This window comes from Glycomyces sp. TRM65418 (assembly GCF_019710475.1).
Lineage (GTDB): Bacteria > Actinomycetota > Actinomycetes > Mycobacteriales > Micromonosporaceae > Glycomyces.
On record NZ_JAJFAX010000001.1, the window covers coordinates 814,013 to 831,641 of the forward strand.

A 17,629-nucleotide genomic window follows, 5' to 3' on the forward strand; every position below is an offset into this window, starting at 1 on the left:
GGCGGCGCCGGCTCAACCCCTCGGAGACATCGGCATCTCGCTGACCGGCGCCGCCGCGCCTCAGACTATGAGACCGATGCCACTACAGCTTGCCTTCGGGCGTGCCGGCCGGGACGCCGCCGGAGGGCATCGTGAGGATCTCGAAGCCGTCCTCGGTCACGAGCAGGGTGTGCTCGAACTGGGCGGACCACTTGCGGTCGCGGGTGACGGCGGTCCAGCCGTCCTCCCACATCTCGTGGTCGGCGACGCCGAGGTTGATCATCGGCTCGATCGTGAAGGTCATGCCCGCCTCGATCTCGACTTCCAGGCCGGGGTTGTCGTAGTGCGGCACGTAGAGGCCCGAGTGGAAGGCCGTGCCGATGCCGTGGCCGGTGAACTGGCGGACCACGCCGTAGTCGAACCGGGAGGCGTAGGCCTCGATGACCTTGCCGACCACGTTGAGCTGCCGGCCGGGCTTGACGGCCTTGATGCCGCGCCAAGTGGCCGTCCACGTGCGCTCGACCAGGTCGCGGGCCTCCTGGGACACGTCCCCGGCGAGGAAGGTGGCGTTGCAGTCGCCGTGCACGCCGCCGATGAACGCGGTGATGTCGACATTGACGATGTCGCCGTCCTGGACCACGGTGGAGTCGGGGATGCCGTGGCAGATGACCTCGTTGAGCGAGGTGCAGCACGACTTGGGATAGCCGCGGTACCCGAGGGTCGACGGATAGGCGCCGAGGTCGCACAGGTACTCGTGGACGATGCGGTCGAGCTCGTCCGTGGTGACGCCGGGGGCGACGGCCTTGCCGACCTCCACGAGAGCGTCGGCGGCGATGCGGCCGGCGATGCGCATCCGCTCGATCGTCTCGGCGTCCTTGACCTCGGACCCGTGGAACGGGGAGGGCGCGGGCTTGCCGACGTACTCGGGCCGTTCGATGGACTCGGGGACGCTCCGGCGGGGGCTCTGCCTGCCTGGGCGCAGCGCGGGACGGGAATTCATCGGTCAAGCCTAGCCCGGGCGGGCGCGATCGGTCCCGGCGAAGCCCGCGAGTCGCCGGCGGACCGGGACCGGGTCCGTTACCGAGACGACGCCGAAAAAGCGGCGCCACCACCGCGAAAAGCTCTTGCGTTTCCGATCGGGAAGCAGCATTCTGGGGACACCGGCGCGCCGTGTCGAACCCCGGCCGGGTTCGCGAGATTCACCGAGACGGCCCCCGCCGGGACCCCGCACCGACTCTCCTACCGAGCCGACGCGGGGCGCGGCTCCCGCGGTAGTTCCGCCTCCCGGCGCCAAACGGGTCGGCGGTGTACGACACCTCCCGCGGTCGAGCGCCCCGCCTGTCCAACCCAGGCGGCGTGCAGTCGCCCCGCGTCGGCTCACCAGTTCCCTCTCCCGCAGGCCTTCCAAGGCGCTGCGGATCTGGCGATGCGACGGCGTCTAGGCGGCTTCGAGCGCCTTCGTGGGCGCCTCGGCGTCGGCTTCGGCGGCCGCGGCGGCCGCGGCCGACGCCTGGTCGGCGGTGACCTCCTGGGCGAGCCGCTCCCAGAGCATGCCGCCGGAGTGGGCGAGCGCGCCGACGATCGAGGGCACGAACGGCAGCACCCAGTCGGCGAGGAACCCCTGGTGCGGCACGTTGAGCACGAGGATGGCCGAACCGGCGCACAGCAGGCCCTGCAGCGTGCCGCGCCAGGCGGCGCGGGTGCCGTCGATGACGGCCTCGCGGCGCTCGGCGGCCGGGTCGTGGAACTCCGAGAGCCCCGCGGCGTCCCGGCGGCCGAGATAGGCGCCGACGACGGCCTGCACGGCGGTCCCGGCGATCACCGCCGCGATGAGGCTGTTCTTGGTGACGACGTAGATCAGGGCGAAGAGCAGACCGCCGCCCAGGATCGTGAGCGCGCCCCTGATCCAGTCGGCCTTCTCGCCGGGGTACCAGTAGTACTTGGTGACGCCCTCGGATATCTGTCGTTCGATCTTCCCCATGCCGGTGCTCCCCTTCCGCGGGTGCAGATGACTGGTCCGCGCCTTCCACGCACGCAAGTCATTATGCGGGGCCCCGAACGGCGGCCAGGCGGAATCCCCTGAGTCCCTCGTGTGCGATATTGCACAACTTGGTCACTATGTCGGATTCCTGGTCGATCGGTGACGCCCTGAACTGCTGCCGGGCTCCAGCCTAGGGAAGCCCGCCGCGTTCATGAGTCGCCGATCCGACAGATCAGTGGACCTGTACGACCGGTCCGGTGAGCCCTTTGAGCTCCTCGGGGAGTTCGGCGCCCATCGCCTCGGCCAGTTTCAGGGCCTCCTCGATGAGGGTCTCGACGATCTGCGACTCCGGCACGGTGCGGATGACCTCGCCCTTGACGAAGATCTGCCCCTTGCCGTTGCCGCTGGCGACGCCGAGGTCCGCTTCGCGGGCCTCCCCGGGGCCGTTGACGACGCAGCCCATGACCGCCACGCGCAGCGGCACGGGCAGGCCTTCGAGACCGGCGGTGACCTGCTCGGCGAGCGTGTACACGTCCACCTGGGCGCGGCCGCACGACGGACACGAGACGATCTCCAGGCCGCGCTCCCTGAGGCCCAGCGACTCCAGGATCTGGTTGCCGACCTTGACCTCCTCGACCGGGGGGGCCGAGAGCGAGACGCGGATCGTGTCGCCGATGCCCTCGGCGAGCAGCGCGCCGAACGCCGCCGCGGACTTGATCGTGCCCTGGAAGGCGGGCCCGGCCTCGGTGACGCCCAGGTGCAGCGGGTAGTCGCACTGCTGCGACAGCAGCCGGTAGGCCTTGATCATGACCACCGGGTCGTTGTGCTTGACCGAGATCTTGATGTCGCGGAAGTCGTGCTCCTCGAACAGCGAGGCCTCCCACAGCGCCGACTCGACCAGCGCCTCGGGCGTGGCCCTGCCGTACTTCTGCATGAGGCGCTTGTCGAGCGACCCGGCGTTGACGCCGATGCGGATCGGCGTCCCGGTGTCCTTGGCCGCCTTGGCGATCTCCCCCACGCGGTCGTCGAACTGCTTGATGTTGCCGGGGTTCACGCGCACGGCGGCGCACCCGGCGTCGATGGCCGCGAAGACGTACTTCGGCTGGAAGTGGATGTCCGCGATGACCGGGATCTGCGACTGCTTCGCGATCACCTTGAGCGCGTCGGCGTCGTCCTGCGTCGGACACGCGACGCGGACGATCTGGCAGCCGGTGGCGGTGAGCTCGGCGATCTGCTGGAGCGTCGCGCCGATGTCAGAGGTGCGGGTCGTGGTCATCGACTGGACGCTGACGGGGGCGCCTCCGCCCACGAGCACGCCGCCCACGTTCAGCTGCCGGGTCTGGCGGCGCGGGGCGAGCGGTTCGATCTCGTAGTCGTGGCGCTTGGTGGGGATACCGAGGTTCACTGCGCTCATGCGGCTAGTTTCCACCTTGATTCGCGGGTTAGTTGAAGATAGTGATCGGGTTGACGATGTCGGCGGTGATTGTCAGCAGCATGAAGCCGCCCAGGAGGACGATGACAGCGTAGGTGAGCGGCATCAGCTTGAGGTAGTCGACACGCCCCGGGTCCGGCCGACCGCGTCTGGCCGCGACCCACGAGCGCGCCCGCTCGTACCAGGCGATGGCGATGTGCCCGCCGTCCATGGGCAGGAGCGGCAGCAGGTTGAAGATGCCGATGAAGTAGTTCAGGACGACCAGCAGCATGAAGAACATCGCCCACTGCTCGTACTGGACCATCTCGCCGCCCAGTCGCGAGGCGCCGACGACGCTCACGGGGGTGTCGTCACCGCGCTCGCCGCCCATGATCGCGTCCCACAGGGGCGGGATCTTCGAGGGCAGCTTGCCGAGGGCGATGAAGGTCTCCTTGAACATGTCGCCGGTGACGGCGAAGGTCTCGCCGACGCCGTCCAGCGGGCCGACGGCCACGGTGGGGCTGACGGCGGGATCGGTGTAGACGAAGACGCCGAGACGGGCGACGGTCTCGACGTCGCCGCCCTCGGTCTCGGCCTCGGCGGCGTAAGGGGTCACCTCGACGGTGCGCTCGGTGCCGCCGCTCGCGACGGTGACGGCGACCGGCTCGCCGGGGGTCAGCTCGGAGACCGTCGCGATGAGCGAGTCCCAGTCGGTGACCTCGTCGTCGCCGACGGCGGTGATCGCGTCGCCGTCGGCGATCCCGGCCGCCTGAGCGGGGCCCTGGACCTGGCCTTCGGGGCAGTCCTCCGCAGTGCCGCCCTCGGCGGCGACGACGCATTCGGCGACCGAGACCCGCGCGGTCTCCTGTGACTCGGCGACCTGGTCGGCGTAGGCCGGGTTGGCGACGACGCCGACGAAGGAGACGAGGATCCACAGGGCGACGAAACCGAGGATGAAGTGGGTGACCGAGCCGGCGGCGAGCACGACGGTGCGCTGCCACAGGGGCTTGCGCCAGAAGACCCGCTTCTGGTCGCGCTCCTCGATCGGCTCCTCCTCCTCTTCGAGGGGGGTCATGCCGGTGATCTTGACGAAGCCGCCGAGCGGGATGCCCTTGAGGCCGTATTCGGTTTCGCCCTTGCGGAACGACCACAGGGTCGGGCCGAAGCCCACGAAGTACCGGGTCACCTTCATGCCGAAGGCCTTCGCGGTGAGCATGTGGCCGAACTCGTGGAGGCTCACGGAGATGAGGATCGCCAGCGCGAACAGGATGATCCCGGTGGTATAGGCCAGCAAGTTTCGGTCTCCTTCTTAACGCTCGGACGCGTCCAAGACTAGCCTTCGGGCGCTCGCGCGCGCCCAGTTCTCCGCCTCGAGTACGTCTGCGACACTGCCGGGTCGTCCGAATTCCGGCGCGGCCTCGAGGACGGCCGCGATGGCGTCGACGATGCCGAGGAACGGGAGCCGTCCGTCGCGGAAGGCGGCGACGGCCTCTTCGTTGGCCGCGTTGTAGACGGCGGGCATGAGACCGCCGGCGCGGCCGGCGTCCTTGGCGAGGTCGACGGCCGGGAAGGCGACCCGGTCGAGCGGCTCGAAGTGCCAGTCGCAGGCCTTCGTCCAGTCGACGGGTCGGGCGGCGTCGGGGAGGCGGTCGGGCCAAGCGAGGGCGTGGCCGATGGGCAGGCGCATATCGGGGGGCGAGGCCTGCGCGATGGTGGAGCCGTCGGTGAACTCGACCATGGAGTGGACGACGGACTGCGGGTGGACGACGACGTCGATTCGGTCGTAGGGGACGTCGAAGAGCTCGTGGGCCTCGATGACTTCGAGGGCCTTGTTGACCATGGTCGCGGAGTTGATGGTGACGACCGGGCCCATGGCCCACGTGGGGTGGGCGAGGGCCTGCTCGACGGTGACCTCGGCGAGCTGGTCGCGGGTCTTGCCGCGGAAGGGGCCGCCGGAGGCGGTGAGCACGAGCCGGGCGACGCGCTCCATGGCGCCCGAGCGCAGGCACTGCGCGAGCGCGGAGTGCTCGGAGTCGACGGGCACGAGCTGGCCGGGCCGGGCGACCTCGCGGACGAGCGGGCCGCCCGCGACGAGGGACTCCTTGTTGGCGAGGGCGACCTGGCGTCCGGCTTTGAGGGCGGCGAGGGTCGGTTCGAGGCCGATGGACCCGGTGATGCCGTTGAGGACGGTGTGGCACGGCCAGGCGGCGAGTTCGGTCATGGCCGAGCGGCCGGCGATGAGCTTCGGGATCCGGGCGTCGCCGGAGGTCCAGCCCTGCTTGGTGGCGGCGGCGAACAGCCGGAGCTGGACGTCCTCGACGGCCTTGGCGTCGGCGACCGCCACGACGTCGACTCCCAGTTCGATGGCCTGCTCGGCCAGGAGCGCCGGGTTGCCGCCTCCGGCGCCGATGCCGACGATGCGGTACTGCCCGGGGTTGGCGCGGACGATGTCGATGGCTTGGGTGCCGATGGAGCCGGTGGAGCCCAGGAGCACGATCTCGCGGATCAGAGTCACGAACTCATTATCCGCTAGCGGAAAACCACGGTCTTGGTGCCGTTGAGGAGGATGCGATCGTCCAGGTGGGCGGCGAGGCCCCGGGCCAGGCAGGTGGATTCGAGGTCGCGTCCGGCGGCCACCAGCTCGTCGGGGCTGTGCGCGTGGTCGACGCGGGCGACCTCCTGGTCGATGATGGGGCCCTCGTCGAGGTCGGCGGTGACGTAGTGGCAGGTCGCGCCGATGAGCTTGACGCCGCGGGCGTGCGCCTGGTGGTAGGGCTTGGCGCCTTTGAAGCTCGGCAGGAACGAGTGGTGGATGTTGAGGATCTTGCCGGGCAGCTTGGCGCAGAAGTCCGAGGAGAGGATCTGCATGTATCGGGCGAGGACCACGGTGTCGATGTGCTCGGACTCGATGAGGTCGAGGATCCGCTGCTCCTGCGCGGCCTTCCCGTCCGGGCCGACGGGCAGGTAGTGGAACGGGACGCCGGAGGACGCGGCGAGGTCGGCCCAGTCGGGGTGGTTGGAGACGACGGCGGCGGCCTCGCCGTGCAGGGCGCCGATGCGGAAGCGGTACAGGAGGTCGTTGAGGCAGTGGCCCTGCTTGGAGGCCATGATGAGGACGCGCCGCTTGACGGCGCGGTCGTGGAGCTGCCAGTCCATGTCGAACTCGCGGGCGATCTCGGCGAAGCCCACGGCCAGTTCGTCCCGCTCGGCAGCGGTCATGAACTCCACTCGCATGAAGAAGCGACCGGAGGCGTGCTCGGAGAACTGCTGGGAGTCCTCGATGTTGGCGTCGCGGCGGGTCAGGAATCCCGAGACGGCGTACACGATGCCGAGACGGTCGGGGCACGAGAGCGTGAGCACGAACTGGCTGGTCATCCCACCAATGATACGGACGGGCCCGGTGAGGCGGCGACCCGCGTCGGCCGCCGGCGGGGGACGCCGCCGCGACGGCCGCTCGGCGCGCGGCGCGGGCCCGGGCGCGGCTGTCGAGCCGCGCCCGGGCCCGCCCGGTTCACGCTGTCGCTAGGCGCCGATGGCCGTGCTGGTCTGCTCGATGAACGCCGTGGTGGTCTCCTCCACGGTCGTCTGGTCGAACAGCAGGGTCTCGTACAGGCCCAGCATGATGTCGGCGACGCCGCCCGCGCCGACCGGCGGCACCGGCGGGCCCTCGGCCAGGTCGGGGGTGAGCGCGGCGATGAAGTCGGCGCTGAGCTTCTGGTCCGGCGTCAGCATCGGGAGGATCCGCTCCCGCTGCTCGATGTTCGAGGGCAGGCCCCGGTCGCCGAGCATGAGGTCGATCGACTCGTCGCTGTTGAGCAGGAAGTCCACGAGCTTCGCCGCGGCCGCCTGGTCCGAGGTGGTCCGGGCGACCGACCAGTACATGGCCGACTTGAGGTACATGCCCGGCTGGGTGCCCGCGGTCTCCCCGGGGATGCGCAGGAGCACCAGGTCGCCGCCGAGGACCTCCTGGATCGCGCCGACCTGGTTGGTCCAGTAGAACTCGGAGACGCCGGTGCCGGTGGCGAGCGGGGCCTGGTCCTGGCCGGCCGCGTAGCCCTCGACGATCCTGGTGGCGTCGGGGATCGCCCCGGCGTCGCGCAGGTCGACGACCATCTGCCACCACTCGTTCATGGTCGCCTCGGTGAACCCGAGCTTCCCGTCCGGCGTGTAGAGGCTCTCGCCCCGCTGGCGCGCGAACACGTTGAACAGCGACTCGTTGTTGAACGAGATGCCCGAGTTGCCGATCGCGTCGCCCGCGGCCGAGAGGTCGGTGGTCCACTGCGCGAAGTCGGCCCAGGTCCAGTTGAGGTCGTCGGGCATGGCCATGCCCGCCGCTTCCACCAGGACCGGGTTGACCATGAGCGTCAGCGAGTTCACGCCGGTGGCGATGCCGTAGGTCTTGCCGTCGAGCTGGCCGGTCGCGAGCGTGCCCTCTTCGATGTTGGACAGGTCCACGTCGAGGTCCTCGAACGCCATCAGGGCGTTCTTGTCGGCGTAGTCGCGGAGGTACCGCTCGTCCTGCTGCATGACGTCGGGGGCGTTGTTGCCCGAGACCGAGACGTTCAGGGCGTCCCAGTAGGCGTCGAACTCGTTCGGGCTGGGCTTGATCGTGATGCCCTCGTTGGCGGCGGTGAAGGCGTCGATGATCTGCTGGGTGTACTGGTGGCGCGGGTCCGAGCCCCACCACCAGAAGTCCAGCTCGCCGTCGCCTTCGTCGGACCCGCCGCCGTCGTTGCCGCAGGCCGCGAGGAGGGGTGCGGCCGCGGCACCGAAGATGCCGGCTTTCGCGAGCGCTCGCCTGGAGACGCCCGAGGGGTTGGATGACTGCATCGTCTTCGTCCTTTCAGGACTATGTGAGGGTTGGTTGCCGTGTTATTTGATGCCGGTGGTGGCGATGCCTCGCACGAGGTACCGCTGGCCGGCGAGGAAGAACCCGAAGATCGGGCCGAGTGCGACGATCGACATCGCGAACAGCGCGCCCCAGTTGGTCGTGCCCGTGGAGTCCATGAAGAGCCGCAGGGCCAGTGGCACGGTCTGGAGGTCGACGTCCCGCAGATAGATCAGCTGCGAGTAGAAATCGTTCCACGTCCAGATGAACGTGAAGATGGCGGTCGTCGCCAGCGCGGGCATGCACAGCGGCATGATGACGCGCAGGTAGGTGCCCCAGTAGCCGCAGCCGTCGATCGAGGCGGCCTCGTCGAGCTCCTTCGGGAGGCCCCGGATGAACTGGACCATGAGGAACACGAAGAACGCGTCCGTGGCCAGGAGCTTGGGGACGATGAGCGGCCAGAAGGTGTCGACCCAGCCGAGGTTGTTGAACAGGATGTACTGCGGGATGATCACGACGTGGATCGGCAGCATGATGGTGCCGAGCATGATCGCGAAGAGCATGCCGCGCATCGGGAAGCGGAGCCGCGCGAAGGCGTAGGCCGCCATCGAGCAGGACACCAGGTTGCCGATGATGGACCCGGCCACGATGACCATCGAGTTGAAGATGTACTTCTCGAACGGGTGCGGCAGGGCGTTCCAGCCCTCGGTGTAGTTGCTCCACTCCCAGGTCGAGGGGATGAGCCCGGGGTCGGAGAAGATCTCCTCGATGGGCTTGAAGCTGGCCGAGAGCATCCACAGCAGCGGATAGATCATGACCATCGCCGCCGCGGTGAGCAGCAGGTGGAAGACGAAGCGTCGGACGCCGACGGAGAGATGGCGCTCGCGGCCCTTGGACTTCGGGCGGGCGGGGGTCGGAGTCTCAGTCATTGTCGCCATAGAACACCCAGAATTTCGACATCAGGAAGTTGAGCGCGGTGAAGATCGCGATGATGGCCAGCAGGAGCCAGGCGATGGCCGAGGCGTAGCCCATGTTGAACTGGGTGAAGCCCTGGTCGTAGAGGTACAGCGTCAGGAACAGCGTGGAGTCGGCCGGGCCGCCTCTGCCGCCGGAGACGATGAACGCCTGGGTGAACGACTGGAACGAGTTGATGATCTGCAGGACGAAGTTGAAGAAGATGATCGGGGTCAGCAGCGGGATGGTGACGCTGAAGAACCGTCGCATGACCCCGGCGCCGTCGACCTTGGCCGCTTCGTAGTACATGGTCGGGATCTGCCGCAGGCCGGCGAGGAAGATGATCATCGGGGACCCGAAGGTCCACACGTGCAGGATGATCAGCGTCCCCAGGGCGTAGTCGGGGTGGGAGACCCAGCCCTCGCCCTGGATGCCGACGAGCGCGAGCAGCTGGTTCACCAGGCCCTCGGTGCCGAAGACCTGGCGCCACATGATCGCGATGGCGACCGAGGCGCCCAGGAGCGAGGGCAGGTAGAACACCGAGCGGTAGAAGGCCATGCCGCGCAGGCCCCGGTCCAGGATGATCGCGAGCAGGAGCGCGGCCGCGAGCTGGAGCGGGACGGACACGAACGTGTAGATCGCGGTGACCTTGATCGACTGGGCCAGGCGCGGGTCGTCGAGCATCTGCGCGTAGTTCTCCCCGCCGACCCATTCGCCGTAGCCGAGGCTGTAGTCGGTGAACGACAGGTAGAACGAGGCGATCATGGGGCCGATGGTGATGGCCAGGAGGCCGAGCAACCAGGGCGAGAGGAAGCTCAGGGCGGCCCACCGCTCGCGGGAGCGGATGGTGGTGCCGGTCTTCCCGCGAGCCCGGTTGGGGCTCGGCGAGGGTGCGGAGGCCGCGGGCTCGGGAGGGGCACCCGAGCTGCGCGGCTTCGGGCGCACCACAGCGACATCGTTGTCGGTCATAAGGTATTGGGACCTTTCGGAGGGGGTTGGCTCCTAGATCACATCAGGCTATGCAACCGCTTGCCCGATTGTCAATGGCTCAACTTAAATTCGTGGATATTGTTTGCATCGCCGTCCGACACCGGCCCCACAGATGAGCGAACACCTCTTCCGTCACTCCAGGCACGCGGAACGGCCCGCCCGGAGCGATCCGGGCGGGCCGCGGTTCCCCGGTGGTCAGACTCGAGCCGGTGACCGATCCTCAACGGCCGCAACGGAGTCGTCTGTCTCCTTGATGCCGTACTTCGAGTAGAGCTTGGCGAGGGGCCCCGGGACCCACCAGTTGGCGCGTCCGAGGAGGCGCATCGTGGCCGGGACGAGGAGCATCCGCACCACGGTCGCGTCGAGGAAGATCGCGATCGCCATGCCGAGGCCGATCATCTTCATGAAGGTGATGCCGCTGAAGGCGAACGCGCCCACCACCACGATGAGGATGGCCGCCGCGGCGGTGATGATCGAGCCGGTCGACTGCATGCCGCGCAGGACGGCGGTCCGGTTGTCGGCCCCCAGGTCCCACTCCTCGCGCACCCGCGAGAGGAGGAAGACCTCGTAGTCGGTGGCGAGCGCGAACAGCAGCGCGATCATGAGCAGCAGGTTGGACGGGTCGATGTAGCCCGAGGGCGTGAAGTCGAGCAGGCCCGACAGGTGGCCCTCCCCGAAGATCCACACCACGGCGCCGAGGGCGGCGCCGAGCGAGACGGCGTTCATCAGGACCGCCTTGATCGGCAGCACGATCGACCCGAAGGCGAGGAACAGCACGATCATGGTGACGATGACGATGTAGCCGAGCATGTACGGCAGGCCCTCGGCGATCGCGTCGAGCATGTCGACCCGGTCGGCCGCGCCGCCGGTGATGAAGAGGTCCGCGCCGTCGGCCTCGATGGCGCGGGCGTCCTCGATGAGCTCGCGGGCCTCGGCGCTGAAGGGGTCGAAGTCGTAGGCGACGTCGTAGAGGATCGCGTCCGCGGTCGGTTCGGCGGCGGGCCGCACGTCGTCCACGGCGTCGAGCGCCGCGAGTTCGGCGGCCACGCGGTCCCAGGCCTCCGGCTCGCCGGTGACCATGACCTGGAAGGTCTCCTCGCCGCCGCCGGGGAAGTCCTCGGCGAGGGTCTCGGTGACCACGCGGGACTCGGCGTCCGCGGGCATGTCGCGCTCGTCGACGCCGCCGAACTGCACGTCGAGGATCGGGCTGGCGAGCAGCGCCATGAACGCCAGGACCGGCAGCAGGACGAGGACGGGGCGGCGCATGACGCCGGCGGCGAGGGTGTGCCAGAAGCCGGTGTCGGTCTTCGGCGCCTTGTTGCGCCGCCAGGGCAGTCGGCCCTTGTCGACGCGGTGGCCGAGCAGGTAGAGGATCGCGGGGAGCGCCACGAGCGCCGAGAGCATGGCGACGCCGACGGCGGACATGACGCCGTAGGCGATGCCGTGCAGGAACGGCACGTCCACCAGCAGCAGGCCGACCATCGACAGGACGATGATGAGGCCCGAGACCATGACGGTGCGCCCGGCGGTGGCGACGGTGTGGAGCACGGCGCGGCGCTTGTCGCGGCCCGCCGCCAGCTCTTCCCTGAACCGGCGCAGCACGAACAGCGAGTAGTCGATGGACATGCCGAGGCCGATGATGGTGATGACGTTGGCCGCGAAGATCGAGACGTCGGTGAACTCGGTGATGACGCGGGTGATCGCGAAGCCGCCGAGGATCGACATGCCGCCGATGAGCAGCGGCAGCGAGGCGGCCACGAGGGCGCCGAAGACCACGATCATGATGAGCAGGAGGATCGGCATCGAGATCATCTCGGCGATCTCCAGGTCGTGCTGGACCTGCTCGTTGAGGTCGGCGAAGACGGCTGCGCCCCCGCCGAGGGTGACCTCGAGGTCGCCGGTGTCCCCGGCCTCCCGCAGCTGGGATTCGATCGTGTCGAAGACCTCGGCCTGCGCCTCGTCGGAGGATCCGGTGAGCGAGACGGCCGCGTAGGTCGCGTGCCCGTCCTCGGACACGAAGGTCGGCAGCCGGGTGTCGTAGTAGGAGAGGACGTTCTCCACCTCCTCGATCGCGGCGATGTCCGCGACGGCGCTCTGGACGGCGGCCGCGAAGGCCGGGTCGTCGGCCGTCATCGTCTCGGACTCGTACAGGACGACGACCTCGGCGCCGGTGGAGCCGAACTCCTCCTCGATCGCCGCGGCGTCGCGGACCGACTGCGCGTCCTGGGAGACGTAGCCGCCGTCGGTGAACTCGTCGAAGACCCCGAGACCCCACGTCGCGCCGATCGCGAACACTCCCAGGATCCCGACCACGATGAACCAGCGCGCTTTGATGACGGCGCGGCCTAGCAGGGAATACATATGGTTCTCCTCTTGCGGAGGCGGTGACCGCTGGTGCTTGAGGGCTGCCCGGCGGTAGGATGGTGACCGTTGATTAGTTGGTTAACGCCGTTCACTTTAATGAATGCCCATTATCGAGTCAACACCGTTAACTAAGTTGTAGTCTGAGGAGAGCAGTGACTTCGAACACCGCGGGTGGCCCGTCCCGTCGCGAACGGATGCGCGCCGAGACCATCGCCGAGATCAAGGCGAGCGCCAGGAGCCAGCTGCAGGAGCTGGGGCCCAGCGGGATCTCCCTGCGCGCGGTCGCCCGCGACGTCGGCGTCACGCCCGCGGCCCTCTACCGCTACTTCACCAGCCTCGACGCGCTCCTCCTCGACCTGTGCTGCGACCTCTACGACGAACTTATCGCCGCGACGCGGGCCGCGATGGACGCAGCGCCGCCCGAAGCGCACCTCGAACGGATGAAGGCCTGGGTGTGGGCCTTCCGCGCCTGGGCGGTGGGCAACCGCAGGGAGTTCGAGCTCATGATCAGCTATCCCGAGGACAACAGCGCGATGTCGATCTGCGCGGACCCGAAGGACCTCGAAGCCGGGGACCTCGACCCGGTCACTCTGAAGTCGATGGAGCACGCCCAGCTGTGCGGGCACGAGCTCGCCCGGTTCTACCAGCAGACCGAGGGCCAGGGCTTCGAGTTCGGCACGATCACGCTGCCCGAGATGTCCGAATCGCTCAAGCAGGAGCTCATCGAGAGCTGCTCCAGGATGATCATCGGCGAGCGGCTGCCGCTGTCGTGGGTCTTCGCGTTCACCTCGGCGTGGGTGCGCGTGTTCGGCCTGGTGACGATGGAGGCCTTCGGGTCCCTGCCGGTGCGGGACAACGTCGAGGAGTACTACAAGGCCCAGATCAAGTCCATGCTGAAGGACTTCGGCATGGAGGAGTGACCGGCCGGGCGGGGCCCGGCCGGACGCGTCCTACGAAGCGGCCCCGTCGGCGTTGGCGTTCAGGCGGTGCTCACGCGTCCTCCGCGCGAGCGCTCCTGCTGTATTCACGCCTCCTCCGCGCGAGCGCTCCTGATGTCGTGCCCGACGGAGGTCATGCACTTGCCGGAGCCCAGGTTCCACTTCCAGCCGTGCATCTGGCAGGTGAGGACCCCTTCCTCGACCTTGCCGAAGACCGAGAGGTCGGCCTTGAGGTGCGGGCAGCGGCGCTGGAACTGCCAGCCCTGCACGACGATGTCCTCGTCGTCGGGGCGCTGCTCGGCGTACCAGCCCTCGGCGTACTGGATCCGCTCCTCGGAGAGGCACTTGAAGAACGCGTAGACGTACTCGTTGTACTGGCCGATGCGCGCGGCGGTGAACCGGCAGGACAGGAACAGCGAGTTGACCCAGTCGACCTCGCGGATGTGGAGCAGGTGCTCGATGAGGCGCCGCTCGGTGCGGAAGCGGTAGCGGACCTTGGCCCCGTCGTCGGGGTAGATCTTGCGCTCCAGGAAGTCGAAGACGATCGACTCGACGACCTCGTCCGAGTCGGGCGCGGTGAGGTCGAAGCGGACCGGGCCGCCGATACCGGTGGCGATGTGCTCGGCCGAGACCATGAGCGGCTCGATGCGCTCGCGCAGCGTCTGCAGGACGTCGATCTCCGGGTGGGACCAGGAGGCCTTCTCGGAGGCGATGCGCGGCTGCATCCGCTCCTTGTACTCGTCCAGGTGCTGCTTCTTGTTCGCGAACCATTCCCGCAGGTCGTCCACGGGGTGCTCGACCGAGGCCGTGCCGTCGGCGCTGACCTCGGCCACCGAGCCGGGCAGCAGGATGATGTTCTTGTCGCGCCCCTGCTCCTCCAGCCAGTCGACATAGGACATCTGGTCGGGGAAGATGTTGCCCTCGTCGCCGAAGACGTCGTTGAACTGGTAGAGCGCGTCGTCGAGGAAGCAGGGCGGGCCGGCGATCGGGAAGACCCAGTCGCCCTTGACGTCGTCGATGTACCGCAGCGAGCGGTCGAAGCCGCGTTCGCGCTTCTGCTTCCCGAAGGCGCGCTTGGCGTTGTCGGGGAGCTCGTAGACCATCGGGAACCAGATCGCGCCGGAGAACTGGAGCAGGTGGGCGTGGATCTTGCCGTGCTGGAGGAACACGCCCATGTCGGTGGGGCGGGCGTCGTTCTGGTTGAGCAGGCGGGTGCCGTCGGCGTCCTCGACCCAGAGCGAGGAGTCGCCGATGGGGCCGTCGGTGGGGCTGGTGAGCGCCTGGATCATGACCTTGACGCCGCCGGGGAGTTCCACGATCTCCTCGGAGACGGTCTTGATGAACTTGTGGAAGCCCAGGGCCCGCAGCTCCGTCTCCAGCTCCGCGGTGGGGTACTCGGGCAGCAGGACGGTGGTGTCCTTGCTGATGTGCTTCGTGAGGTTCTCCTCGTCGAAGTGGTCCCGGTGCAGGTGCGAGACGTAGAGGTAGTCGGCCTGGCCGAGGGTGTCCCAGTCGAGCCGGGAGTTGTCGGGGAAGGGGAACCAGGAGGCGAAGTAAGCGGGGTTCACCCAGGGGTCGCAGAGGATCGACCCCGCTGCGGTCTCGATGAACATGCTGGCGTGGCCAGTACCGGTGATTCGCACAGTGACCCTTCCGAAGGCAGAGGACGACGACTGTTCACTCTACAAGTCACAGCGTGGACGGGGCCGGGACGTTCGCCCTTGTGGCGTGGGAGACTGTCTCCGATCAACGGAGAGGTTGGAGGAACCCACATGGCTGCCGAAGAGCAGATTCTCTCGCCCGATCAGCGCAAGCCCACCAGCCGCAAGGCCCTGTACACCGCGCTGAGCGTCGCGATCGTCATCAACTTGGCGTACCTGTTCGGCAACCACCAGGGCTGGGTCGAGGACGTCTTCATCGGCATCACCGTGGTGGTGCTCCTCGGCATCATCGTCTCCGACGCCTGGCTCCGCAAGAGGGGCCTGCGCTAGGCCGGGCTCCAGCGCCCCAGAACGTTCATGGGACCGGCTGCGATGCAGCCGGTCCCGTCGTCCTCCCCGTGACGCGAAGGAGGCGGGACCGCTGTCGCGGTCCCGCCTCCTCGTCCGTCGGTTGCGGCGGCTAGCGCATCATCCCGCGGCGGGCGAACATCTCGCGCACCTCGCGCAGCGCCGAGTCGACTTCGGCCTCGAAGTAGCCGCCCTGGACCAGCGAGAACTGGCTCGTGTCGAGTTCGCGGTCCGAGAGCGGGACCGGGTTGCGGCCGGTCATCGCCGCGGAGACCGCGTCGAACATCTGGTCCACCTGGCTCGGGTCGTAGCCGGAGCCGAAGCGCCGCGGCTGGAAGGCCCGGCGCATCTGCTCCAGGCGCTGCACGTCCTCCGGGGTGAACGGCGAGTCGGACGCCCGCATCTCGGTCGTCATCTCCTCGCGGCCGTGGCGGCCGGGGGCCTCGAACGCGCCTCGCCCCTCGTAGGGGTTGCGGCGGCCGAAGTCGGGCGGTGTGGCCGCCCCGCGCGGGGCGGGTTGGCCGAACGCCGGATCGGGCCCGGGTCCGGGCGCGAAGCCGTTGTCGGCGGGGCCGGGCGGCGGTGTGGGAGGACCGCCGAAGCCGCCGCCGGGTTCGTGCTGCTGCCCGCGGTCGAAGCCCTGCTGCGGCACGGGCGGACTGGGCGCGGCCGCGCGGCGGCCGTAACCGGTGTCCTCCTGCTGCTGGCCGAATCCCTGACCGTAGTCGCGGCCGCGCTGGGTCCCGTAAGGCTCGGGCTGCGGCGGCTCGGGGCGGCTCATCGGGCCCTGGCCCATGCCCGGCACGAGGTTCTGCGGGATGGCCTGGGTCGGCGCCGCGGGCGGCATCGGCTCGGGCTCGGGCTGGCTGTAGCGCCCCGCCTGCGGCACCGAGCCGCTCGGCGGACCCTGGTGGCCGCCCTGCGGGGGCGGCTGCGGCGTCGCGCGGCGGCTGCCGGTGTCGCTGAACTCGTCGTCGTACGCCGCGCCGAACCCGGGGGCGGGATCGGGCGCGGACCGGCGGCCTTGACTCTGCCCGTACACGCCGGGCGCGTCGTTGGGGCCGTACCCGCCGGGGCCCTCGTTCGGACCGTACCCGCCGGGAGCCTCCTTCGGCGTGAAGCCGGGGCGGCGCGGGTCGGACTGGACGGGCAGCTGCTCGGTGGCGCCGTGGGGCGTGGGCCCGGCCTGCGGGCCGTCGTGCATCGGCATCCCGGTGCGCGGGCCCGGCTGCGCCGGCGGCGCGAACTCCCCGCGGACCGGTTCGGGACCGCGCGGGTTGCCGTACTCGTTCTCAGGAGCACGAGGGCCGCCGTACTCGCTGCCGTAGACGGCCGGTTCCGGGGCGCCCCCGCGCGGACCGAAGCCGCCGCCGTTGGGGTTGCGGGGGGCGCTGAACTCGCCTTGGCCCGGTCCGAACTCGTCCCGGGGAGACCCGAACTCGTTCTGCGGCGGACCGAAGTCGCCCTGTCCGGGACCGAACTCGCCGGGGCCGCCGCGACCGTAGTCCTGGCCGCCGCCGCTGCGTCCGGCGCCGTTGCGCTGCGCGAACGGGTCGTCGTAGTCGTCGCCGGGCGGGCCGGCGAGGAAGCCGAAGCCCTCGTCGTCGTCGCCGCGCAGGTCGCCGAAGCCCTCGTTGTCCGGAGGAGGGGGGGCCGCCGCGCGGGCGGCGCGTCCGCGGCCGACCGGCTCGGGAGCGGGCGGCGGCGGGGCCATCTCGCGGGCGGCCATCAGATCGTGTGCGGGGATCGCCTGCGTCGCAGCGGGAATGACCTGCGTCGCCTGGGCTTCGGGGGCGCGCCGGGCACCGACGGCCTGCGCCGGGGGCTCGTCGTAGTTGCGGCCGCCCATCGGAGCGCCGGGTCCCGTCGCGTCGGGTTTGCCGTAGTCGGGAGCGGGGGCGGTGCCGAGAACGCCGCGCTCCTCGAGCTCGGCGAGCTGACGCGCGACCCGGTCGAGGTAGACGTCCACCTGCCACTCGTCGTAGCCGCCGAAGCGGACTCTGAAGACGACGTCGTCGACCTCGTCGGCCGACACGGGGCTGCCCACCGGCTCGCCGGCGAGCGTCGCCTCCACGCGGTCCAGGAACGCGTCGACTTCGTCGACCTTGTAGCCCCGGCTCAACGCCCGGCGCCGGAACCGGTCACCATGACTCGCCACTACCAAGCCACCCTTCT

The 17,629-nt window shown here is 69.4% G+C and carries 14 protein-coding genes; 2 read left to right on the forward strand and 12 right to left on the reverse strand.

What is annotated here, in order from left to right; genetic code table 11:
- Nucleotides 1–82: 82 nt before the first annotated feature.
- The 10 genes from map to K3N28_RS03800 form a co-directional block, all read right to left on the reverse strand.
- Complete coding sequence (gene map, locus K3N28_RS03755) at nt 83–979, reverse strand: type I methionyl aminopeptidase (protein ID WP_228091132.1); 897 nt, start codon at nt 977–979, stop codon at nt 83–85.
- 438 nt (nt 980–1,417) lie between these two features.
- The gene (locus tag K3N28_RS03760; protein WP_228091133.1) at nt 1,418–1,960 is read right to left on the reverse strand and encodes a hypothetical protein; all 543 of its coding nucleotides are present in this window, start codon (nt 1,958–1,960) and stop codon (nt 1,418–1,420) included.
- 232 nt (nt 1,961–2,192) lie between these two features.
- Nucleotides 2,193–3,374, reverse strand: a complete 1,182-nt coding sequence (ispG, locus tag K3N28_RS03765) for a flavodoxin-dependent (E)-4-hydroxy-3-methylbut-2-enyl-diphosphate synthase (protein ID WP_228091134.1) — start codon at nt 3,372–3,374, stop codon at nt 2,193–2,195.
- 28 nt (nt 3,375–3,402) lie between these two features.
- On the reverse strand, nt 3,403–4,662 hold the full coding sequence (locus K3N28_RS03770; protein ID WP_374209690.1) for an RIP metalloprotease: 1,260 nt from the start codon (nt 4,660–4,662) through the stop codon (nt 3,403–3,405).
- An 18-nt stretch (nt 4,663–4,680) separates the two neighbouring features.
- Nucleotides 4,681–5,865 (reverse strand): 1-deoxy-D-xylulose-5-phosphate reductoisomerase, encoded by a 1,185-nt coding sequence (gene dxr / locus K3N28_RS03775; protein WP_374209691.1) that lies wholly within the window; start codon nt 5,863–5,865, stop codon nt 4,681–4,683.
- Nucleotides 5,866–5,900: 35 nt separating this feature from the next.
- Nucleotides 5,901–6,746 (reverse strand): formyltetrahydrofolate deformylase, encoded by an 846-nt coding sequence (gene purU, locus K3N28_RS03780; RefSeq protein WP_228091137.1) that lies wholly within the window; start codon nt 6,744–6,746, stop codon nt 5,901–5,903.
- Between the two features lie 147 nt (nt 6,747–6,893).
- Nucleotides 6,894–8,201, reverse strand: coding sequence for an ABC transporter substrate-binding protein (locus K3N28_RS03785; protein WP_228091138.1), 1,308 nt, complete (start codon nt 8,199–8,201; stop codon nt 6,894–6,896).
- Between the two features lie 42 nt (nt 8,202–8,243).
- Nucleotides 8,244–9,137, reverse strand: coding sequence for a carbohydrate ABC transporter permease (locus tag K3N28_RS03790; protein ID WP_374209647.1), 894 nt, complete (start codon nt 9,135–9,137; stop codon nt 8,244–8,246).
- Entirely contained in the window at nt 9,121–10,122 is a 1,002-nt protein-coding gene (locus K3N28_RS03795) for a carbohydrate ABC transporter permease (protein WP_228091140.1), read from the reverse strand. The genes K3N28_RS03790 and K3N28_RS03795 overlap by 17 nt, the downstream gene beginning before the upstream one ends.
- Nucleotides 10,123–10,338: 216 nt before the next feature.
- Nucleotides 10,339–12,504 carry an MMPL family transporter gene (locus tag K3N28_RS03800; RefSeq protein WP_228091141.1) on the reverse strand — a complete coding sequence of 722 codons (2,166 nt, stop codon included), beginning with the start codon at nt 12,502–12,504 and terminating at the stop codon, nt 10,339–10,341.
- A 155-nt stretch (nt 12,505–12,659) separates the two neighbouring features.
- Here K3N28_RS03800 and K3N28_RS03805 point away from each other — a divergent pair, with 155 nt between their 5' ends.
- Nucleotides 12,660–13,427 (forward strand): TetR/AcrR family transcriptional regulator, encoded by a 768-nt coding sequence (locus K3N28_RS03805; RefSeq protein ID WP_228091142.1) that lies wholly within the window; start codon nt 12,660–12,662, stop codon nt 13,425–13,427.
- 104 nt (nt 13,428–13,531) lie between these two features.
- Here K3N28_RS03805 and K3N28_RS03810 read toward each other — a convergent pair whose 3' ends face one another.
- Nucleotides 13,532–15,088 (reverse strand): Rieske 2Fe-2S domain-containing protein, encoded by a 1,557-nt coding sequence (locus K3N28_RS03810; protein ID WP_228091143.1) that lies wholly within the window; start codon nt 15,086–15,088, stop codon nt 13,532–13,534.
- A 129-nt stretch (nt 15,089–15,217) separates the two neighbouring features.
- Between K3N28_RS03810 and K3N28_RS03815 the strand changes: the two genes are divergently transcribed.
- Nucleotides 15,218–15,436 (forward strand): DUF2631 domain-containing protein, encoded by a 219-nt coding sequence (locus tag K3N28_RS03815; RefSeq protein ID WP_228091144.1) that lies wholly within the window; start codon nt 15,218–15,220, stop codon nt 15,434–15,436.
- A 130-nt stretch (nt 15,437–15,566) separates the two neighbouring features.
- On the opposite strand, the gene K3N28_RS03820 is transcribed toward K3N28_RS03815, so the two are convergent.
- The gene (locus K3N28_RS03820; RefSeq protein ID WP_228091145.1) at nt 15,567–17,612 is read right to left on the reverse strand and encodes a DivIVA domain-containing protein; all 2,046 of its coding nucleotides are present in this window, start codon (nt 17,610–17,612) and stop codon (nt 15,567–15,569) included.
- Between the last annotated feature and the right edge of the window lie 17 nt (nt 17,613–17,629).